The sequence below is a fragment of the Neobacillus muris genome (assembly GCF_943193175.1).
Taxonomy (GTDB): domain Bacteria; phylum Bacillota; class Bacilli; order Bacillales; family Cytobacillaceae; genus Neobacillus; species Neobacillus muris.
The window spans coordinates 17,478-38,379 of record NZ_CALPDF010000007.1 but is presented as its reverse complement, the minus strand read 5'-3'; the positions used below and the strand labels follow the sequence as shown (position 1 = coordinate 38,379).

Here is a 20,902-nt window from a genome sequence, read left to right as displayed (position 1 = left end):
CTCCACTGGCATGTGCCGCTTTTTTCGATTTTGGACGTTTATAGTAACTTAGAAACAGGTTGAGCTGCGGCTTTTCTTACAGGGAAATAGCTTGAAATAATCCCGATTAATAAGCTGGCAGCGAGCCAAAGCATGCTCCCATAAAGGGGCATTTCCGAATGGAGAGCGGACTTTACTAACACCTCTCCCATTTTGCGGCTTAATAAAGTCTGAAGCGGGAAGGAAAGCAATACGGCCGTAACCCAGCTAATCATGGCAATCCTGATTCCCTCTCCCATAAACAGCTGATAAATTTTAAAGCTGCTCCCTCCAATTGAACGAATGATGCCAATTTCTTTCTTTCTCTCAAGTACGTTAATGCTCATTGCCGTCATCAAATTAAATATTCCAACTGCCAAAAACAGAATGCCGATCAATAGAAGAGCACGAATTAACAGTCCGATTATTTCTTCGGGACGTGATTTTATATCGTTTGCCTGGTCAGACGCCAGGATGTCAGTATTTTGTGTGAGGAGCCATTTTTCTATTGTTTCCCGGACTTTAGTGTTTGAATGGCCCTCCTCCATTTTGACCAGAAGGCGGTTAATGGCAGGATTTTGCAGCCATTGATTATAATCTGCTTGATTCATATAAATAGCTGGTCCAGCCAATTGTTTCTCCAGAATGCCTGCCACCTTCCAGTGTTTTTCCTCTCTGCCAATTTGGACCATTAAAGTATCACCAGGTTTTATGTCCTGAAAGGTCTGTTTTAAATCCGAACTGATGACAATACTGTCAGGCGAAGCACTATCCAGCCAGTGCCCTTCTCGTATTTTAGGATGGATAAACGAGGTTCGCTCGGGTATTGAATGTAACAGGACGTTGCGTTTAGCGGAATCATCGGATATCACCGCATTTCTTGATGTCCACGTTTCTACGTCTTTTATCCCGTCGATGTCCCTCAATGCTTGAAGCAGATTTTCACTCGGAAGGGAGGTGGAAATACTCCATTCTGAGTCGTAATCCCAAAATTGATTCATCTCTTTCAGTGTCAGTGACAGTGAGTGGTTAAGCCCTGTACACGCAATGATGACAGCCCCTCCGAAGGATAGCATCAGGATGTTAGTAAGCAGCTGCATTTTTTTGGCCATTAAATTTCGGATAGACAGCACACGTAAATGAAAATACTTGTTTAAAGGACTCTTTTTTTGCTTGTGATATGGACGGATCATGAAACGGAGTCCTTGAATTATCGGCGCTTTAATCGCTTTTTGAAAGGGATAGGCAGCGGCTAGAAATGGAACAAGGAACGATAATAGAAAACTCCCTGCCAGGACGTATGGTGAAAGCGTAAACCTCGCATGTCCCATGTTCAGTTCCTGAAGAATGTAGTTCGTCATCCAATAGGAAGCCAATGCCCCGAGTGATACGGATAATAAAAAAACAACAGAGCAGATGAGGAGGAGTGCTGCAGCTAATTGTTTCCACAAATAACTGAATGCTGCTCCAAGAACCTTTTGAATGGTAAGCTCATAAATCTGTTCTGAAACCAATCGGTAAAATAGGTGGATAATCAGTAAAAATGCGAGGAAAAATCCAAAAATGCCCAACATTGTTAGTAAAAGAAGTACAGTATTGACAATGGTGTGGCGCAAGAGTAAAGTCTCTTGGGAAGATTCCGTACGGAACACGATAATGTTACTCGATTGCAATTTCTTCCTTGCCTCTTGCAGCACTTTATTTTTTTTAGATTCTGGAAGCTGCGGATCCAAGGTGAGTTGAATCTGATTGAAAGATGACTTCCCTAAACCGGTAAGCACCTGTTTTGGCAAGTAACCGACGCCCAAGCCGCTAAATTTGGCTGGAATGCGGGAAAAATCTTCAACCGCCCCTTTAATGGTGATTCTTTGGGGCTGCTGTCCAGGAATGAAAATGTCCACTTTATCCCCAGCCGTCAGTTTGAAATGCTCGATGGTTGATTTTTCAAGCAGCAGCCCATCTGTGATAGGGGTGTGCAGGCCAAGCTCTGTTTCCACCTTATTGATCTTATATATAGGAAGATTAGAAAATGCCATCAAGTCAAAATTGTGAAACTCATTGCCGATTTTTACTCTCGCTCTTATTTGCTGCTTTGCTTCTGCTTCTTTTAATCCGTTTATTTTGGACAGGAAAGAAGGGCTGCGATCAAAGGAGGATGTATACATCGTAAAATCCGATGCGTTTGCCGATTGGGTATTCTCTCGCAGTGCCTGATTAAAGGCAGCATTTGTATTAATTAAAGCGCCAAGGACAGTCACACAAACGGTGATGGCCATAAGAATAAATCCAGTTCTCCCTTTTTGCCTGCTTAAATCCCTTAAAGCCCTTTTAAGATAAATAGGCATCACTTTATCTCCATTTCCTCATGCCTCGGTACCGGTTTGCTGCCCATGATTTCCCCGTCCTTTAACTGCAATGTTCTCGGCAGGCTTTTCGCCAAGTCCGGATCATGGGTCACCATCACGATCGTTTTTCCGCTTCTAGCCAGCCTTTCGAATAATAAGTAAATATGGAAGGCATTTTCGCTGTCTAAATTGCCTGTTGGTTCATCTGCCAAGATCAGCGGAGGATCGTTAGCAAGGGCTCTTGCAATGGCTGTCCGTTGTTTTTCACCGCCAGAGGCAAAGTCAGGAAATAGATTCCACTTATCCGCCAACCCTACAGAGTCCAGTAATTCCATAGCTCTCCTTTTTTTCTGCTTCCTTTTAAAAGGATAGGCAAATTCCATCGGAAGAATCACATTTTCAAGCAAAGTAAGAGTGGGAATCAAATGAAACGATTGAAAAATGATGCCAATATTGTTTAATCTCCACTTGGTCAATTCTGCTTGGGAAAGCAGGGAAATGTCTGTTCCGTTGACGATCACCGAGCCGAAGGAAGGACAATCAATACCGCTCATGATATTGAGGAGAGTGGATTTGCCGCTTCCAGACTTGCCAATAATCCCAATGAATTCTTGCTTGGCTATTTCGATTGTAACGTTATCAAGCGCATAGTATGGCTGTTCACCGCCAGGGAATATTTTGGTCACATTTACTAGACTAATCATGGTTCTCACTCCTTCTTAAAAAACTGGCTCTTACAAGCGGCGCTAAATCTATTTAATACCATGCATTTGTTAACTTCAAATGAGGGAAGCGATCTGACATGATTCTGCTGGTGAAAATGTGAGAATTTCTGATTAGGAGAATAGTTTGCAATTGCCTTTTTTTACCATTAGTTTCCCCTCTTATGCATGCAATTTTCCTCATAACATTCTCAAATTTAGTCAATTTGTGTAGAAAATCATGTATTTTTCTAGATAACACTTCTTATTTTTTTCATAATCGGTAAGAAATCAGCTGAAATTTGTCGATAACCATGGATTAGCCTTTTTTTGATAAAAACTATGTGAAAATTTATTAACATTCTTAACAAAGCATAAACCACTAATGACTAAAGGGGTTGTTGTATGTATTGCCTGTGGAAAAAATGGAAAATAACAGCAATGTAAATAAAGTTACGGATAAGTTACATAGAAATGATAGCGATGCCAACGTTGATATTGCGGCATTAATAACTAACTTGCCATAAGTAGAGTGATTATTGACACAGGTAAAACGATAGATTGATAAACGGGCCGAAAATTTATTAATCTGATTTTCGGGGATGTGAGTCATTTCCAAAATTAGAATTTGAGAGGAGTGATAGAATGGCAAAAATAGAACAAGAGCTGCATCAAGTGCAGGTTAATGCTATTCCGAATGAGGGCATTACGACGGAGAAGAGATTAACGAATAAGGAGAAAATCTTTGTCATTACTTTATTTGTGCTGACTGTTGCTGCTTTATTCTATGTGAATTGGACAGCATCAGATAAGTTTAACTTAACAATTGGGATTTATGGTTCTGTAATGATTGCATACCTATTAGGAAAAATGCTGCTATCTTTTAAGTACAATGAAGTAACGTTGGATCCTCCTGATTTAAAGGTTTCCGTTGTCATTCCATCTTATAACGAAGCGCCCGATGCTGTACTGGGCACAGTAGAAAGCATCTTAAAACAGGATTATCCGATTCACGAAATCTTTATTGTGGATGACGGAAGCAAAGATAAATCTGCGTATGAAGCGGTTCTTAAACTTAAAGACAGTCTCATGAATATCAACGGAGAAACCGCCGCTTTATTTCCGGCAAATAAGATCCCTGACGTAATTGTCCATCGTCTGCCGGAGAATAAAGGGAAGCGCCATGCGCAAATCTGGGCCTTTGAACGGGCAACAGGAGATATTTTTGTGACGGTGGATTCGGATTGTACCGTATTCTCTAACGCCATTCGTGAATTATTAAAACCAATGAATGACCCGGAGGTTACCGCAACCACAGGACATGTCAACATTCGAAATCGGACGGATAATGTCCTGACTAGATTGATAGATATGCGCTATGATAATGCCTTTCGTGTAGAGCGCGCTGCACATTCCGTCACCAAAAACGTATTAGTCTGCAGTGGACCTTTAAGTGCCTACCGCCGGGAAGTAATCATGAAAAATCTTGAGCATTACGGATCTCAAACCTTTCTTGGGCAGCAAGTGCAATTGGGAGATGACCGCTGCCTGACAAACTATGCAATCCGGGAAGGAAAGACATTGTACCAATCGACAGCCCGCTGCATTACTGACGCGCCAACTTCCCTAAAAACATTATTAAAACAACAGTCACGCTGGAATAAATCATTTTTTAGAGAAAGCTTGATCGCTTTAAAAATAGGTTTGAAAAAACCAAATGTCTTTGTCTGGGTCATGCTGGAAATGTTCCTGTGGCTTGCGTTCGGTGTGTCATTGGTCATGGCATTTTATCTGACCTCTACCACAATGGGCTGGATCATGGCGATTTATTATTTAGCCTATGTCACCATCTCAGCCTATGCCAGAAATGTCTTTTATGCGTATAAAAAGCCGCTGACATTTTTGCTTGCCCCTATCTATGGCATCCTATTCCTAGTCTTGCTTTGCCCGCTTCGTTTCTGGGCGCTGCTTACGCTACGCTCCACTTCTTGGGGAACCCGCGGCTGATGGAAGATAGAAGACTAGTAAAGCTATTTGATTGGAGGATATGGAATCAATATGAAAGTTCGTAAAGCCATCATACCAGCAGCAGGCTTAGGAACACGTTTTCTGCCCGCCACTAAGGCACTTCCTAAGGAAATGCTGCCCATTGTGGATAAGCCTACCATCCAATATGTTGTAGAGGAGGCCATTGCGTCAGGCATCGAAGATATCATCGTCATTAGCGGCCGCAGTAAACGGGCAATCGAGGACCACTTTGATAAGTCCTACGAGTTGGAAGAAACACTGCTCAAAAAAGAAAAATATGAAAAATTGGGAGAAATACAAGCCATCTCAAATCTCGCCAACATTCATTATATTCGCCAAAAGGAGCCGCTTGGCTTGGGGCATGCTATTAAATGTGCCCGCAGTTTTATTGGAAACGAGCCCTTCGCCGTGCTTCTGGGGGATGACATTATTAAATCAGAGGTCCCATGCCTGAAACAATTAATCAATGTGTTTGACCAGCACCAATCCTCTGTTTTAGGGGTTCAGGAAGTGAACCGCTCCGATGTTTCTAAATACGGGATTATATCACCGATGGAAAATCATACGCTGCCGGATGGTGTGCTGTCACTAGAGACAGTTGTTGAGAAACCGGCTGTTGAACAAGCCCCATCAAATTATGCCATCATGGGACGCTATATCCTTACACCGGAAATTTTTCAAATTTTAGAAGATTTGCCTCCAGGATCGGGCAATGAGATCCAATTGACGGATGCTATTAAATTGTTAAACAAGGCAGAGAGGGTGCTTGCCTACAATTTTGCAGGTAAGCGCTATGATGTTGGGGATAAAATGGGCTTTATTAAAGCTACCATTGATTTTGCTTTAGAAAGACAGGATTTAAACGGAAGTGTTGGGGAATACTTACTTGAAATCATTCAAGAAAATAATCTTCTCGTTCCGCAATCATAATTAACCTAGTCACGCTATAAGGAGGGTTTCATGATGAATATGTCAATTATCGGAACAGGTTATGTCGGCTTGGTAACGGGTGTCTGCTTATCTGAAATTGGCCATGACGTTACATGCATAGACATTAATACTGAAAAAGTGGAGCAGCTAAAAAAAGGGATTTCCCCTATTTATGAGCCAGGCTTAGAAGAATTAATGGCAAAGAACATCGAAAAGGGAAATCTGCATTTTACTTCAAATACGATCATTGGCTTAAAGGATGCAGAGGTGATCTATATTGCTGTAGGCACTCCTCAAGGAGCAGATGGTGCGGCTGATCTTTCCTATGTATTCCAGGCTGCACGGGAAATTGGCCAAAATATTGCTCGAAATGTGATCATCGTTACAAAGAGTACCGTTCCCTTAGGCACCAATTATAAAATAAGAGAATTGGTTTTGGCCAATCTCCAAGGAAGCCATGAGGTAGAAATCGTCTCTAATCCTGAATTTCTCCGTGAAGGTTCCGCTGTCTATGACTCTTTTCATGGTGACCGAATTGTTATAGGGGCGGATGATCCCGAAGCAGCCCGTATATTGGAAGAAATTAATCAGCCATTTGGGCTGCCAATCTTAAAAACCAGCATTAGCAGTGCGGAAATGATTAAGTATGCGGCGAATGCATTCCTTGCCACCAAAATTTCTTTTATCAATGAGATTGCCAATCTCTCAGAAAAAGTAGGTTCAGATATCGTTGAGGTGTCGGAAGGATTGGGAAAGGATGGACGTATCGGTTCAAGGTTCCTTAATGCCGGCATCGGCTATGGCGGTTCTTGCTTTCCTAAAGACACGAAAGCGTTACTGAAAATATCAGAATCGGTCTCCCATGATTTTAAATTGCTTAAATCGGTTATTGAAATTAATGAGAGACAAAAGACGGCTCTTGTGAAGAAGGCAAAAGAACGATTCGGATCATTGAAAGGAAAACGCGTGGCCCTCCTGGGACTTGCTTTCAAACCAAATACGGATGATATGCGGGAAGCTGCCTCCATCAGCATTTCCAAAAAATTGCTCGAAGAAGGAGCAGAAATTATTGCCTATGATCCAATTGCGATCGAAAATGCGAAGAAAGTTCTTCCAAAAGACATTACATACGTTCAACAAATTGAAGAGGCGATAAAAAAAGCAGATATTGTTTTTCTCGTAACAGAATGGGAAGAAATCGTCAAAAAAGCCCTGATCCTGACAAGTCTCTTCATGGAAAAACCCATCCTATTTGATGGCCGCAACTGCTACACTGAGAACCAAGTCAAGCAATATCAGGTGGAGTATATAGCCATCGGCAGAAAATCCATAAAAAAAGCAGAAAAAAAAGGGAGCCATGCATCCATTGCGGCTGCCTTTTGAAGCAAAGGAACGTTTCTTCTGCTGCAAAATAAAATCTTTGGGAGAGCCCCTGTTGCATACAGGCAGTGAAGCGGCAGGGGCTCTCCTTATAATTTAATTTTTGTTATTCACTATGTGGCTGATATTCTCAATGTTAATGGTTTGGACACCTGAACCAATCTGGACTGTGGCTTCAGGGTCGGGAAAATCATGATAAACATTTCGTATATGAACGGAATCAGCCCGATTATCTCCACCAAACACTTTAATGCCAGCACCCGCATTTTTAAAGTTTTTAAAAGCAACATGGTTTAGGAGCACATTTCTTGCCCGATATTGGATGGCGGCAATGGGCTGGCCTTGAAAATCCCATTCCGGATCACCAATAAAAGTAATATAGTTAATTACCACATTTTGATACGCAGATACCACTAACCCGCGCGGTGTGGAGCCTTTATAAAGCTCTGTTGGAATCGGAGCGATGGCAGCCAGATTGGCAGCCAGAATGTTTCGTGCCGTTCTTGATTCAGAATCCGTCATTTTATGATGGCCGATATGGCGAAAGTTAAAGGACCGGTTATCGTGGACGGATAGGTGGCCGACAATTTGGACATTTGACGCGGCTGATGAGTTTTGATGGGCTTTTATCTCTACCCCGCCAAAGCACCGTGCCGTTGAATTATTGACTAACAGGACATGGCGCGAGCCGTCATCGACTTCTATCCCGTTCGAATTGGAAAATCCCTTTTGATGGGCTCGGCCGCTCGGATCACACATATGGCAATTGGAAATCCAAATATAATCACTGTGGTGGGTCGTAATTCCGTCATCGCCAAAACCAAAGCCCGTTAATCCGTCGAGCCAGACAAACTTGCTTCCTCTGCGCGCCCGCCAGCCATCGCCGGCATAGTTGTAAAGTGTGGAAGTAATATCAAATCCATGTAAGCCGGCATTGATGGCGTTAACCTGCTTAACCCAGCCATAGGTGACATTCGCATAGGTCAAACAGCTGGAATGGTTTCCCCAAGTGCTTGTCTTTTCCGCGGCCCCAAGCCTTTCCACATTCCAATCCAAATTTAAGCCTTGAACGCAAATATGGTGATTGCCCCGCCAATGGCTGGCATTGGTGATCAGTCTTCTCCCTTTATCAGCTAGATCGTGCAGTTTAATTGTCGTGTTTTGTCCTTTTCCAATCAGCCATGTCCAGGAGGGAAGGCGGATGCCTTTTGTGACAAAGACCCCTTCAGGAACGATCACCTTCACTTTTCCGGGCCCCAATGCTTTTTGAAAGGCAGCGGTGCAATCCGTTTTGCCATCTCCGACTGCTCCGTAATCTAAAATGTTTACTTCTCTTGTTATGTTGCTTTGTAATCTTCGATATTCCTCATCCAGCGCTTCCTTCCAGTCTGGATAGACATTTCCATAAGCATCTACCGAAAGCGGGACGGGTTCCTGGATTTCTGCTGGTTCTGCGGCGAGACGGTGCAGCGCTTCCTTCCATTGTGTTTTTCCTGGTTCAGGCGGCACGATCCTGATCTGATTTCGCTTGAAAAGTTCAATCGTTTCCTCCACGGCAGCTTTTACATCTAAGGTTTTTCCTGATATCTGGTTCAGGAGTTCAGCATTCCGTTCCGGATCGTGGCTTTTATCCAAAGTAAGCATGCGTTTTTCACTCCAAAAAACTTGATATCGTTATTATAGCCTGGTTTTGGAAAACTCTGCTAAAGTAATAACCAGCTGGAACAAAATCTTTTTTTAGAAAAATAACAAAAAGTGAAACCAATCCATACCCGAAAAACGACTTTACTAGTAGACAGAATGAAATGGAGGTACCCCATTTTGAGCAATGAACAAATTCTTATTGAGCAAATTCGCACGGGAAATGACGATGCGTTTAGCAGCCTGGTGCAAGGCTTATTGGCTTCTGCCTATAAAACTGCCTATCTGATTCTTCGTTCCAAAGATTTAGCAGAAGACGCCGTTCAAATGGCTTTAGAAGATAGTTTTATCAGCATAATGAAAAATAAAGAGATTCGAAATTTTAAAGCGTGGTTTTACCGGTTAGTTTATTCACGGTCGATTGATATTTATCGTAAAAACACGAGGGTGGTCCTAAGTGCGATCGATGAGAACCCGGAAGCCCTGGACAAGATGCAATCAGTGTCCGCCCAAACCGAGGCCATCCAAAAGGAGACCTATTCTGAAATGGTCGCTTTGATCATGTCTATGGACAAAGAGCATAGTGTGCCAATCCTCTTGTACTATTATGAAGGGTTATCGATTAAAGAAATCAGTTTAATCCTTAATGAAAAAGCAAATACGATTAAAACGAGATTAAGCCGAGGACGGAAAAAACTTGGAAACCTATTGGAAGAAAATCCCAAGTGCCCAGTGGAGGTAAAATCGTATGGAATTTAAAAATGACAAAGTGAAAATGATGATGGATCAGGTAGAGGTACCCGATTCTTTGGCAGGATTTGCCGAAGCGCTGCCGCAGCGGTACCGCAATGGGGAATTTGCTGCGGATCGAATCGAGCAGGTCAATCAGGGATGGGAACAATTTCAAATGGATAGCAAGCCTAAATGGACACCGAGAAAAAAGGCATTGGTTAGTATGGCAGCTGTGGCAGCCAGTTTACTATTGTTTGTTGGTTCAGGCTTTGTCTCACCTGCCATGGCAAAGGTTATTGGAAAAATCCCGCCGTTAAGCAGCTGGTTTGAAAAGCATGAAGAAAATGTTTCAGACATCATAAAAGAGAAACTGGCAAAAGAGGGCTATCCGGTTAAAGAGGTGATAGAGGTAGTTGGGATCGGGATAGGAGGGGTTCATGTCTTTCTTGATGCATCTGATGACAAGGTCCAGGAAATGAAAAAAGGCGTTGAAAAAGCTGCTTTTGGCATCCTTCATGGTGATCCTTACAAAGGAACAAAAACCGAAGACTATTTTGTAAAGGTCTATCGGTATAAAGAGCCTTCAGAGGAATATAAGCAGAAACAAGAAGAAATCGAAAAAGAAACAGATCAGATTTTTGCCATAGTAGAGCCGGTGCTGAGAGCCCAAGGCTACGACTTTAGAAGAGGATTTGGCGGAGGGGTTGATACGGTCGAATTAGAGTTTGCGAACACGGAAAGCAAAGAGAAAATAGATCAAATCGAGAAGGCTGTAAAAGAGGCACTGACAGCTGCCGGAAAAGATTCCGTTACCATTAAACACAGAATCTTTAATCTAGAAAGGGAAGAGCAATATGCACGCTGGAGTGAGGCTGTTTCAGCGATTGCTCAAGAATTTATGACCTATAAAAAATATGAGGTAAGAGGGGTCGGCTACAAAAGCAGAGACGGTCTCATGTCCATTATTGTCACCATGACACTTCCAAGCAGCGACCCGAAAGCGAAAGAAAAAGCTGCTGACCTCGTCACTATGATGGAGGAGTTCATTCATACTGAGAAAATATGGCAGCAAGTGAAGGATGACCGATATGAAATTGTCATCAGAAGTAAGGATAAAGTACAGCTGAATAAATAGCCGTATCATAAGGCTGACATTATTAAACAAGCCCCCATAGGACAATATGGGGGCTTGTATCTTGTGGCAGTTTGCCAATTTTGAACGGATTAAATGACAATGCCGGCAATCAGCAAGGCTAACGGAAGGAGACTTACCAATACGATACGGGCCCCATTCACATGCCCATATAAAACCACTGTTCCGAACTGCTTGTCCCATTGTGAAACTCCATGGCTTTTTAAATCGAAATAAGAATAAGCGGAACAAACCACATTGAGAATCGGCACACCAAGTCCGAGTCCGGCCGTATTGACAAAAAGGCTTCTTTTGAGGGCCGTCAAAAAATTGATCGGTCTGCCATCGACGGTTTTGAGCTTTGTATGCAAAAGAGTCTTTCCTATCGTATTCCCAAATATGGAGAGGATAAAGGCTTCTGCAAAAATATAGAGAACGAGGCTGGAAAAGAAAATGAAAATTGGAGAAAATTCGAAGATAAATTTCGGAGAGAAAATGGTTACTAACGCGATAAAAACTAAAGAAAAAACCGAGAGATCGAAAAGCCGGGCGAGACATCTGACAAATGGTCTTCCTTTGAGAACAGTTTCTACAAGTTTTTCCAATGATGTTTGCTCGTTTTGACTATCTGAAATTGTTGAAAAGACGAGACGGTCAAAGGGTTTTACCAGTCTTGCCATTTCCCAGCTGCTCATGTCTTTGTTCCAGATTAATGAATCCCCTGTTAAAATTCCCTGTTCAAATAATTTTTTTAACTCAAATGAGCCTGCAGGTCCTTGTTGTTCTTGATCTTTCAAATAAAACCATACTTGTTGTTCATAGGTTTCCATTTAAAACGCCTCCTGATAGATAAATTATACTCCTATAAATGAAAAGAGGATAATTTTTTAATTTTAAAAAATACTAACAAATGTTCGGAGGTGAAGGAATGGAACAGAAGAATTTTGAGGAAATTTATCAGCAATATAAGCAAGAAAGTGAGCAGCAAACACAGGTGGAAGCAGAACAGGGGAACAAAGATGGAAAGGAAGAAATCGTGGCGGTCAGGAAAAATGATGATGGGGATCTTATCGCGTTTAAAACCAACACGGGACAGGAATTGGATTATCTGACGGCTCTTGATGAAGCGAAGTCTGGCAGAATTGCTCATATTGATGTATTTCATAAATATGGGCGGGACATCATTCGAAGTGAGCCCGATGGGGTGAAAGAGAACAATTTAGACGAACTCCCTGAGTTCTAAAGAAAAGAATGAGCTTGGCGAACCAAGCTCATTCTTCAAAAACGTACGGCCTCATATTGCTTTATTTTATCTTCATAGGTTAAGGTGACACCAATTTCGTCCCAGCCGTTAAGCAGCATTTCTTTCGGGTAAGGGGCAATATCGAATGAAATCTCAAAACCATCGCGGTCGAATACGATTTGTTCTTCAAGGTTGACCGTCAAGGAGTATCCCTCTGTTTCAGCCTTTTTCGTAATGGTTTGGACCTGTTCCTCAGTCGCTTGAATGGCCAGGATTCCATTTTTGACGCAGTTGTTTTTGAAAATGTCTGCGTAACTCGGAGCGATAATGATTTTAAAACCAAAATCCTGGAGCGCCCACGGTGCATGCTCACGCGAGGAACCGCAGCCAAAATTTTCTCCGGCAACCAGTATGGAAGCCCCCTTGTACTTTGGCTCGTTTAGCGGGAAATCCGGACGCGGATTCCCGTCGTCATCAAAACGCCAGTTATAAAACAGGAATTGCCCGAAGCCGCTTCGTTCAATCCGTTTTAAAAACTGTTTAGGAATAATCTGGTCTGTATCAATGTTTGTCCTGTTTAATGGACACACAATGCCTTGATGAATGCGTAACGGTTCCATAATTAGATTACCTCCTGTGCAGAAAATTCGCGGACATCGACAAAATGGCCGGCGATTGCCGCAGCAGCTGCCATTTCCGGACTGACTAGGTGGGTGCGTGCCCCTTTGCCTTGGCGCCCTTCAAAATTACGGTTGGATGTAGAGGCACAGCGTTCGCCAGAAGGAATAATGTCATCATTCATGCCAAGACACATGCTGCATCCGGAGTCACGCCATTCGAAGCCGGCTTCTTTAAAAATATGGTCTAAACCTTCTTGTTCTGCAGCAAGCTTCACACTGAAAGAGCCTGGTACGACGATCGCTTTGACCGATGGATTCACTTTTTTGCCCTTGATCACTGCTGCTGCTTTACGCAGGTCACTTAAACGTGAATTTGTACAAGAACCGATGAAAACATGGTCAATTTTGACACTGGAAATCGGCTTTCCGGCTTCTAGCCCCATATATTCAAGTGCTCGCTTGATTTCATCCTGGTCACTAGCTTTCTCCGCTTGTTCAGGAGCCGGAATGTTGGCCGTAACCGGAATGCACATACCTGGGTTCGTGCCCCATGTTACTTGCGGCTCCACTTCGGCAGCGTTGATTTCCACTACCTCGTCATAGGCTGCACCCTCATCGGTCGCTAATGACAGCCAGTCCGCTGCTGCCTTCTCAAAGGCCACCCCTTGAGGGACATGTCTTCTGCCTTTTAAATAATTTATGGTTGTTTCGTCTGGAGAAATAAGTCCAGCTCTTGCACCGCCTTCAATGGACATATTGCATACGGTCATGCGCTCTTCCATGGACATGCTGCGGATGGCTTCACCTGTGTATTCGATCACATAGCCAGTCCCAAATTTAACACCGAATTTTCCAATGATGGCTAAAATTAAGTCCTTTGCGGTTACACCAGTTCCAAGCAGGCTGTTAACTTTTACGTTCAATGTTTTAGGAGGTGCCTGCCAGAGGGTCTGGGTTGCTAATACATGTTCAACTTCGCTAGTGCCGATGCCAAATGCCAAAGCCCCAAATGCCCCATGTGTGGATGTATGGCTGTCGCCGCAGACGATGGTTTTTCCTGGCTGGGTAAGGCCAAGCTCCGGTCCAATGACATGGACGATCCCGTTGTCTGGATGATGAATGTCCGCCAAAGTGATGCCGAATTCCTGACAGTTTTGCTCTAGAGTATCAATTTGATTTTTAGAAATAGGGTCATGGATCACCTGACGCTGACGGGTAGGAACATTATGGTCCATCGTCGCAAATGTGAGATCCGGGCGGCGGACTTTGCGGCCGTTCATGCGTAACCCTTCAAAGGCCTGAGGCGAGGTGACTTCATGAACAAGATGGAGGTCAATATAAAGTAAATCCGGCTTTCCTTCTTCTTGATGGACTACATGCTGTTCCCAAATTTTTTGGACAATATTTTTAGGTGTTTGCATAGCTTCCTTCCTCACGTTCCTAGATTTTCTCTTCAAAACTAGTAAAGAAATTCTCAAAATAGATGCTGGAGTGCTTCATTCCTGGCTGATTTTTGCTTAAGTCAGCCGGCAAATGGAGTTTATTCACGGATTTAAGGGATTTATTTGCGAATTTCGGCTGTTTATTTGCGAAATTCCCGATTCTATTTGCGAATTCCCGGCATCTCTTAATTGAAAGGGTAAACCGATATAAAACATGAATCCGGTTTACCCTTAGAAGTTTTTAATAATAACAACTTGCAATACACTTAGAGGTGTTGAGTGTGCGGATATAATCCACAATCAGCTTCGTCATTTCCTCCGTGTTGACCTTACGTCCTTCAGCTATTTGGAGATCGGCAGTATAGAACCCGGCATCCAAAATCGATTGAACGGCATCCTCGATTAATTTCGCTTCTGTTTCAAGCCCGAAAGAGTAGCGCAGCATCAATGCAGCCGATAAAATCATCGCAACCGGATTGGCAATTCCTTTGCCGGCAATATCCGGTGCAGAGCCGTGAACTGGTTCATAAAGGCCAACGCCCGTTTCATTTAAGCTGGCAGAAGGGAGCATCCCGAGCGATCCAGTCAAGACGGATGCTTCATCGCTTAAAATGTCGCCAAACATATTTTCTGTCACAATGACATCGAAATGGGATGGGTTGGTAACCAGCTTCATGGCTGCAGCATCCACTAAAACATGCTCCACCTTCACATCTGGATACTGTGATTTTTTCTCTTCCACAATCTCGCGCCACAGCTTGCTGGATTCAAGGACATTCGCTTTATCAACGGAAGTAAGCCGGCCGCTTCTCCCCTGAGCTGCTTGGAACGCTTTATCCACAATTCTTTCGATTTCCTTGCGGGTATAATACAAAGTATCGACCACGCTCTGGCCGTTGTCACGGCGTTCACTAGGCGTTCCAAAGTAAAGGCCGCCCGTAAGCTCACGAACAATAAGGAGGTCGCTTCCTGCCACTACTTCTTCCTTTAATGGCGAGGCATGGAGCAGATTTTTGAATCCTTTGATAGGCCGCAGGTTGGCATATAAATCAAGGGCTTTTCGGATTCCCAGCAGTCCTCGTTCAGGTCTTAAATGGGAGGGATTGTTATCCCATTTTGGGCCGCCGACAGCTCCCAACAGAACGGCATCTGCCTGTTTGCAGGCATCGACTGTAGTTTCGGGAAGCGGGGTGCCAAATTGATCAATGGCCGCTCCTCCGATTTCATGGGTTTCAAAGCTAAAGGTATGATTATATTCTTCCGCAATGGCTGTTAACACGTCACGAGCCGCATTCATAACTTCCTTGCCAATACCATCACCGGGAAGTAATACAATTTGTTTTTTCAATAGAAGCAGCCTCCTTATTTTTTGATTTAATATGGGAAGGGGAGAGGCCATCAGCGGGCTGTCCCCCTAAGTCATTTAAAGTACTGCCGGTTCTTTCACACCTGCTTTTTGATGGAGAAACATGCGATTGACGGCATTTAGAAATGCTCTTCCCGATGCTTCAAGTACATCCTGTGCAGAGCCGCGGCCGCTGACATTTGTGCCGTTCACTGTCATTTTTACATGGGCTTCCGCCAGGGCATCGCGTCCGCGTCCCACAGAGCTTAAGCTAAAGTCGGTCAAATGGAGCTCTTCTTTAATAAGGGCATCCATTGTGTTAAACAAAGCTTCAACGCTTCCTCCGCCAGTGCGGGCCGTTTCCACTCTTTCACCATCAGGAGTAGTCAGCGCAACCGTTGCGGTTGGCAGGTTGGCAGAACCATACTGGACCTGGAAGGCCACCAGCTCGTATTTTTTCACATCAACCGCTGCCGTTTGAATATCTGTTAAAATCGTAAACAAATCCTCATCGGTTACTTCTTTCTTGCGATCGGTTAATTGTTTAAACGATTGAAACGCTTCGTTCAGCTTTTCAGCAGATAAATCAAAGCCCATTTGAATGGCCTTATCTTTAAAGGCATGTCTCCCTGAATGCTTTCCAAGAACTAAATCATTGGAGGAAAGACCAACTAATTCTGGTGTGATAATTTCATAGGTCAACGCATTTTTAAGCACGCCGTCCTGATGGATACCTGACTCATGAGCAAAAGCATTTTTTCCAACGACCGCTTTATTTCCCGGCACTTTCATGCCAGTAAACCGGCTCACTAGGTCACTAGTGCGTTTGATTTCTTTTAAAACTAGATTGGTAGTATATGGATAACGATCTTTCCTAATATTTAAAGCAACAGCTATTTCCTCTAATGCAGCATTTCCTGCACGTTCTCCGATTCCGTTTATGGTGCCTTCTACTTGTGTCACGCCATTTTCGATGGCGGCAAGCGAGTTGGCGACCGCCATTCCTAAGTCATCGTGGCAGTGGCAGGAAAGGGCTGCCTTATGGATATTAGGGACATTTTCCCTGATATAGCGGAACATCCGGCCATATTCTTCAGGAGTCGTGTAGCCGACAGTATCCGGAAGATTGATAACCGTTGCTCCTGCATCAATGACTTTTGTAATGATCTGAACGAGAAAATCCAAGTCAGATCTTGAAGCGTCTTCTGCTGACCATTCGATATGAGGAAATCTTTTCTTTGCATAGGCCACCATGTCGACAGCTGTCTGCATGACTTCCTCCGGTGTTTTTAACAGCTTATACTGCATATGGATAGGGGAGGTAGCAAGGAATACATGCAATCTTGGCTCCGCTGCATCTTTTAAGGCATCCCACGCAATGTCAATGTCCGATTTCGTTGCCCGTGCCAGACCGGTTACGGAAGAGTTCTTGATGGTACGTGCAATGGCTCTTACCGCTTCAAAGTCTCCTTGTGAGGAAGCCGGGAAGCCGGCCTCCATAATGTCAACGCCAAACCGTTCGAGCTGTCTGGCAATCTCCAATTTTTCAAGCTGGTTTAAATTCACACCAGGGGACTGTTCTCCATCGCGTAAGGTTGTATCAAAGATGTTAACGTGAACCATTTACCACCACTTCCTTCTTTTCATTAATTGGTTTTTTAATAAACGGCATTAATCCACGAAGCTCGCGGCCGACTTGCTCAATCAAATGATTATTTTCGCTGCGGTTGATGGCATTAAATTGCGGACGGTTGGCTTGGTTTTCTAAGATCCAGCCTTTTGCAAAAACGCCAGTCTGGATATCTGTTAAAATATCTTTCATTCGGGCTTTTGTTTCTTCGTTTACAACACGTGGTCCAGAAACGAAATCTCCCCACTGAGCTGTGTCAGAGATCGAATAGCGCATGTTTTCTAATCCTCCTTCATATAGAAGGTCTACGATTAATTTCAATTCGTGCAGACACTCGAAGTAGGCGACCTCAGGCTGATAGCCAGCTTCCACCAATGTTTCAAAACCTGCTTTGATCAGGGCAGTGGTACCGCCGCAAAGGACTGCCTGTTCACCGAATAGGTCGGTTTCTGTTTCCTCTTGGAAGGTAGTTTCCAGCACCCCAGCGCGTGCTGCACCAATTCCTTTTGCGTAGGCGAGCGCAAGGTCACGGGCATTGCCTGTGTAGTCTTGGTAAACCGCATATAGAGCTGGAACCCCTGCACCTTCTGTGAACGTACGGCGGACTAGATGTCCCGGGCCCTTTGGTGCAACAAGGAATACGTCTACATCAGCAGGAGGAACGATTTGGCTGAAATGAATGTTAAAGCCATGAGCAAAAACTAAAGAATTGCCAGCTTCCAGATTTGGTTTAATGCTTTCCTGATAAACCTTTGGCTGCAGTTCGTCAGGAAGGAGGATCATGACAATGTCAGCGGCTGCAGTTGCTTCAGCGACGGTGCGGACATCGACACCATCTTCGACTGCTTTATTCCAAGACTTGCCTTCGCGCAATCCAACTACTACATCAAAGCCGCTTTCCTTTAAGTTAAGGGCATGAGCGTGGCCTTGGGAGCCATAGCCGATGATCGCGATTATTTTTCCTTGTAAAACATCCTCTTGAATATCTCCGTTATAAAGTACTTTTACCATTATGAATCATCCTTTCAGATCTATTAGTTATTTTAGTAGTGTATAGGTTTGCAGTTCGTTTACTTGCGGCTGATGCCCCCGCTGGAGGGCGGTCAGGCCGGTTCTGGCAATTTCCTTAATCCCGTAAGGACGAAGCAGTTCGATTAAGGCATCAATCTTATCCGGCCGGCCCGTGATTTGGACAGCCAGACTGTCTTTGCTGACATCAATGATCAGAGCCCGGAATGGGTCAATGATTCCATTGATTTCGCTTCGCAGCTGGGCGCTTGAGGATACCTTAATTAGCGCCAGCTCCCGAGCAACAATGGCTTTATCGGTAATATCAGAGACTTTTAATACATCAATTTGCTTGTTTAATTGCTTGGTTACTTGCTCGAGACGCTGTTCGTCCTCGACTTCTACCACAAGGGTCATTTTGGAGACACCTTCTGTTTCCGTTGGGCCGACGGAAATACTGGCAATGTTAAACTGCCGTCTTTGGAGCAGCCCGGTCACGCGGTTGAGAACCCCGCTGCGGTCGCGAACGGTCAGCGCAATGATTCGCTTCATAATGGTTTCACCCCAATCAATTCATGAAGTCCCTTGCCAGGGGCCATCATTGGAAACACTTTTTCCTGCTGCATGACACGGCAATCTGCCAGTAATGGGCCGTCATAGGCAATCAGTTCAGGAAGTGAAGCAATCAGCTCTTCCTGTGTATCAATTCTCTTGCCCCGGATGCCATAGCTTTCAGCGAGCTTGACGAAATCCGGCTGGCTTCCAAGAATCGATTCAGAAATCCGGTTTCCATGCAGCAGTTCCTGCCATTGGCGGACCATTCCTAGTGCGCCATTATTGACGATGAAAATCTTAACCGGCAGGTTCTGTTCATAAATGACAGATAGCTCCTGAAGGGTCATTTGGAAACCTGCATCACCGACGATGGCTACCACCGTGCTTTCAGGAGAGGCGATTTGCGCTCCAATTGCGGCTGGGAAACCAAAGCCCATTGTTCCTAAGCCTCCTGAAGTAATCCAGCGATGCGGCCTGGTGAAGGTGTAGTACTGCGCGGCCCACATTTGATGCTGGCCGACATCTGTTGCCACGATGGCTTCCCCATTGGTTGCCTTATGAATGGCTTCAATGAGCCATTGCGGGCTCATTCCGGCGGGGTCCAGCTTATACCAAAGCGGGTTCTCCTGCTTGTAATTTGCCAGTTTTTCCAGCCATGGCCCATGTTCAGGCGATTCATTTGTTTGGGATATCAGCTCCTTTAAGGCTTCCTTTGCATCGCCCACAATTGGAATTTGTGTTGGCACGTTTTTGCCGATTTCGGCAGGGTCAATATCAATGTGGGCAACCTTCGCATTTGGTGCAAAGTGTTTGAGATTGCCTGTTAAGCGGTCATCAAAGCGGGCGCCAAAGTTAATGAGCAAATCACATTCATATAGAGCCATATTGGCTGCATATGTTCCATGCATGCCGCCCATCCCCAAGGAGAGAGGACTGTCAGCAGGAAATGTGCCGATCCCCAGCAGGGTATGGACCACCGGCAGCTGATGTTTTTCGGCAAAAGCCGTTAATTCAGCTGAAGCCTGGGCATGCAGGACACCAGCACCTGAGAGAATGACGGGCTTGTTTGCCTTGGCCAGTGAATCTGCTAACTTTCTGATTTGCAGCGGATTAGGCTTAATGGTTGGCTGATACCCTGGCAAATCAATACATGCATCCAGAGGGACATCATTTTCTAAAATCCCTGCTGAAATGTCCTTAGGTACATCAATTAGAACGGGGCCCGGCCTGCCGGTGGAAGCAATATGAAAAGCCTCTTTCACCATCCTGGGCAGGTCTGAAATATCTTGAACCTGATAATTGTGTTTGGTTATTGGTGTCGTAATGGCCATGACATCCGCTTCCTGGAAAGCATCTGTACCAATGACCGATCGGGCCACCTGCCCAGTGAAAATGACCAATGGCAGGGAATCCATCATGGCGTCTGTTATTCCAGTTACTAGGTTGGTTGCCCCCGGACCAGAAGTGGCGATCACCACTCCCGGTTTTCCGGTAATTCGGGCATAGCCTTCTGCAGCATGAATCATTCCTTGCTCATGGCGGAAGAGGATATGTTTAATCCTGCCTCGTGCCCGATAAATGCCGTCATATATAGGAAGAACGGCACCTCCAGGATACCCAAAGATTGTATCGACACCTTCTTGAACCAAAAGATCAATGAGAAGGTCTGCACCTATTTTGGGTGAGGTACTGGGTTGGATCTCCAGCTTTGCTTCTACTTTCACGTCGTAAGTCCCTCCTTATGGGTATTTGATAGGTTGATAATTTGTAATAAATATCCATATTTTGTAGAATCGTTGGTGAGTTTTGTAGAATTCCAATGATATTTTGTAGAATCCAGCTAAAAATTTGTAGAATCCAGCTAAAAATTTGTAGAATACCTTCAAAAAATTCTATTAGACCAATGAAACTGCTCTCTATAACACATTAAAAAAGACCTATTCTCTCCAAATACACTGCCAGTAAAAGACAAAAGCAGAATAGTCGGGGAGAAAAGGTCTTTTCTCGGTACCACCCGGATTTACAGTATCCTCACGAATACTGTCTCATGAAGCGACAACAAATAGAACTGCGCTTCTTTTTGTAACAGGTGCACAAAATTTAAAACACCCGGTTAAGCCTACTTAGTAAATCACTGTTCAACATAACACTC

17 protein-coding genes are annotated in these 20,902 nt (G+C 44.2%); 6 read left to right on the top strand and 11 right to left on the bottom strand.

The window, feature by feature from the left end; translation table 11 throughout:
- Window positions 1-38 precede the first annotated feature (38 nt).
- Both NFS43_RS07240 and NFS43_RS07235 read right to left on the bottom strand, forming a co-directional pair.
- Window positions 39-2,363, bottom strand: coding sequence for an ABC transporter permease (locus NFS43_RS07240; RefSeq protein ID WP_251550920.1), 2,325 nt, complete (start codon window positions 2,361-2,363; stop codon window positions 39-41).
- The gene (locus NFS43_RS07235) at window positions 2,363-3,067 is read right to left on the bottom strand and encodes an ABC transporter ATP-binding protein (protein ID WP_251550918.1); all 705 of its coding nucleotides are present in this window, start codon (window positions 3,065-3,067) and stop codon (window positions 2,363-2,365) included. Before NFS43_RS07235 ends, NFS43_RS07240 begins: the two co-directional genes overlap by 1 nt.
- A gap of 642 nt (window positions 3,068-3,709) precedes the next feature.
- On the opposite strand from NFS43_RS07235, the gene NFS43_RS07230 reads away from it, so the two are divergent.
- From NFS43_RS07230 to NFS43_RS07220, 3 genes are read left to right on the top strand one after another with little or no spacing between them, the layout of a single operon-like run.
- Complete coding sequence (locus NFS43_RS07230) at window positions 3,710-5,071, top strand: glycosyltransferase family 2 protein (protein ID WP_277613908.1); 1,362 nt, start codon at window positions 3,710-3,712, stop codon at window positions 5,069-5,071.
- Between the two features lie 51 nt (window positions 5,072-5,122).
- On the top strand, window positions 5,123-6,022 hold the full coding sequence (gene galU / locus NFS43_RS07225) for a UTP--glucose-1-phosphate uridylyltransferase GalU (protein WP_251550916.1): 900 nt from the start codon (window positions 5,123-5,125) through the stop codon (window positions 6,020-6,022).
- Between the two features lie 30 nt (window positions 6,023-6,052).
- A complete protein-coding gene (locus NFS43_RS07220; protein ID WP_277613907.1) occupies window positions 6,053-7,405 on the top strand; it encodes a UDP-glucose dehydrogenase family protein in 1,353 nt (450 codons plus the stop codon).
- Window positions 7,406-7,498: 93 nt separating this feature from the next.
- Here NFS43_RS07220 and NFS43_RS07215 read toward each other — a convergent pair whose 3' ends face one another.
- Window positions 7,499-9,046 (bottom strand): glycoside hydrolase family 55 protein, encoded by a 1,548-nt coding sequence (locus NFS43_RS07215; RefSeq protein ID WP_251550912.1) that lies wholly within the window; start codon window positions 9,044-9,046, stop codon window positions 7,499-7,501.
- A 177-nt stretch (window positions 9,047-9,223) separates the two neighbouring features.
- Here NFS43_RS07215 and NFS43_RS07210 point away from each other — a divergent pair, with 177 nt between their 5' ends.
- Both NFS43_RS07210 and NFS43_RS07205 read left to right on the top strand, forming a co-directional pair.
- Window positions 9,224-9,802, top strand: coding sequence for an RNA polymerase sigma factor (locus tag NFS43_RS07210; RefSeq protein ID WP_251550910.1), 579 nt, complete (start codon window positions 9,224-9,226; stop codon window positions 9,800-9,802).
- Window positions 9,792-10,910 (top strand): DUF4030 domain-containing protein, encoded by a 1,119-nt coding sequence (locus NFS43_RS07205; protein ID WP_251550908.1) that lies wholly within the window; start codon window positions 9,792-9,794, stop codon window positions 10,908-10,910. Before NFS43_RS07210 ends, NFS43_RS07205 begins: the two co-directional genes overlap by 11 nt.
- Window positions 10,911-10,999: 89 nt before the next feature.
- Here the strand turns inward: NFS43_RS07205 and NFS43_RS07200 are convergent, their stop codons facing one another.
- Window positions 11,000-11,737 carry an RDD family protein gene (locus NFS43_RS07200; protein ID WP_251550906.1) on the bottom strand — a complete coding sequence of 246 codons (738 nt, stop codon included), beginning with the start codon at window positions 11,735-11,737 and terminating at the stop codon, window positions 11,000-11,002.
- Between the two features lie 98 nt (window positions 11,738-11,835).
- Between NFS43_RS07200 and NFS43_RS07195 the strand changes: the two genes are divergently transcribed.
- Window positions 11,836-12,150 carry a DUF3892 domain-containing protein gene (locus NFS43_RS07195; RefSeq protein WP_251550904.1) on the top strand — a complete coding sequence of 105 codons (315 nt, stop codon included), beginning with the start codon at window positions 11,836-11,838 and terminating at the stop codon, window positions 12,148-12,150.
- A gap of 35 nt (window positions 12,151-12,185) precedes the next feature.
- Here NFS43_RS07195 and leuD read toward each other — a convergent pair whose 3' ends face one another.
- From leuD to ilvB, 7 genes are all read right to left on the bottom strand, one after another.
- Complete coding sequence (gene leuD / locus NFS43_RS07190) at window positions 12,186-12,770, bottom strand: 3-isopropylmalate dehydratase small subunit (protein ID WP_251550902.1); 585 nt, start codon at window positions 12,768-12,770, stop codon at window positions 12,186-12,188.
- Between the two features lie 2 nt (window positions 12,771-12,772).
- On the bottom strand, window positions 12,773-14,191 hold the full coding sequence (gene leuC / locus NFS43_RS07185) for a 3-isopropylmalate dehydratase large subunit (RefSeq protein WP_251550900.1): 1,419 nt from the start codon (window positions 14,189-14,191) through the stop codon (window positions 12,773-12,775).
- Window positions 14,192-14,453: 262 nt separating this feature from the next.
- A complete protein-coding gene (leuB, locus tag NFS43_RS07180; RefSeq protein ID WP_251550899.1) occupies window positions 14,454-15,560 on the bottom strand; it encodes a 3-isopropylmalate dehydrogenase in 1,107 nt (368 codons plus the stop codon).
- Window positions 15,561-15,635: 75 nt separating this feature from the next.
- Window positions 15,636-17,180 (bottom strand): 2-isopropylmalate synthase, encoded by a 1,545-nt coding sequence (locus NFS43_RS07175; protein ID WP_251550897.1) that lies wholly within the window; start codon window positions 17,178-17,180, stop codon window positions 15,636-15,638.
- Entirely contained in the window at window positions 17,167-18,198 is a 1,032-nt protein-coding gene (gene ilvC / locus NFS43_RS07170) for a ketol-acid reductoisomerase (RefSeq protein WP_251550896.1), read from the bottom strand. Before ilvC ends, NFS43_RS07175 begins: the two co-directional genes overlap by 14 nt.
- 27 nt (window positions 18,199-18,225) lie before the next feature.
- Entirely contained in the window at window positions 18,226-18,747 is a 522-nt protein-coding gene (gene ilvN, locus NFS43_RS07165) for an acetolactate synthase small subunit (protein ID WP_251550894.1), read from the bottom strand.
- Window positions 18,744-20,474: a biosynthetic-type acetolactate synthase large subunit gene (gene ilvB, locus NFS43_RS07160; RefSeq protein ID WP_251550892.1), complete on the bottom strand. Its 1,731-nt coding sequence runs from the start codon at window positions 20,472-20,474 to the stop codon at window positions 18,744-18,746. Before ilvB ends, ilvN begins: the two co-directional genes overlap by 4 nt.
- Window positions 20,475-20,902: the final 428 nt, after the last annotated feature.

Coding starts and splice junctions, on each gene's coding strand:
- NFS43_RS07240 (WP_251550920.1), bottom strand. CDS start 2,363: ATGCCTATTTATCTTAAAAGGGCTTTAAGGGATTTAAGCAGGCAAAAA.
- NFS43_RS07235 (WP_251550918.1), bottom strand. CDS start 3,067: ATGATTAGTCTAGTAAATGTGACCAAAATATTCCCTGGCGGTGAACAG.
- NFS43_RS07230 (WP_277613908.1), top strand. CDS start 3,710: ATGGCAAAAATAGAACAAGAGCTGCATCAAGTGCAGGTTAATGCTATT.
- galU (WP_251550916.1), top strand. CDS start 5,123: ATGAAAGTTCGTAAAGCCATCATACCAGCAGCAGGCTTAGGAACACGT.
- NFS43_RS07220 (WP_277613907.1), top strand. CDS start 6,053: ATGATGAATATGTCAATTATCGGAACAGGTTATGTCGGCTTGGTAACG.
- NFS43_RS07215 (WP_251550912.1), bottom strand. CDS start 9,046: ATGCTTACTTTGGATAAAAGCCACGATCCGGAACGGAATGCTGAACTC.
- NFS43_RS07205 (WP_251550908.1), top strand. CDS start 9,792: ATGGAATTTAAAAATGACAAAGTGAAAATGATGATGGATCAGGTAGAG.
- NFS43_RS07200 (WP_251550906.1), bottom strand. CDS start 11,737: ATGGAAACCTATGAACAACAAGTATGGTTTTATTTGAAAGATCAAGAA.
- NFS43_RS07195 (WP_251550904.1), top strand. CDS start 11,836: ATGGAACAGAAGAATTTTGAGGAAATTTATCAGCAATATAAGCAAGAA.
- leuD (WP_251550902.1), bottom strand. CDS start 12,770: ATGGAACCGTTACGCATTCATCAAGGCATTGTGTGTCCATTAAACAGG.
- leuC (WP_251550900.1), bottom strand. CDS start 14,191: ATGCAAACACCTAAAAATATTGTCCAAAAAATTTGGGAACAGCATGTA.
- NFS43_RS07175 (WP_251550897.1), bottom strand. CDS start 17,180: ATGGTTCACGTTAACATCTTTGATACAACCTTACGCGATGGAGAACAG.
- ilvC (WP_251550896.1), bottom strand. CDS start 18,198: ATGGTAAAAGTACTTTATAACGGAGATATTCAAGAGGATGTTTTACAA.
- ilvN (WP_251550894.1), bottom strand. CDS start 18,747: ATGAAGCGAATCATTGCGCTGACCGTTCGCGACCGCAGCGGGGTTCTC.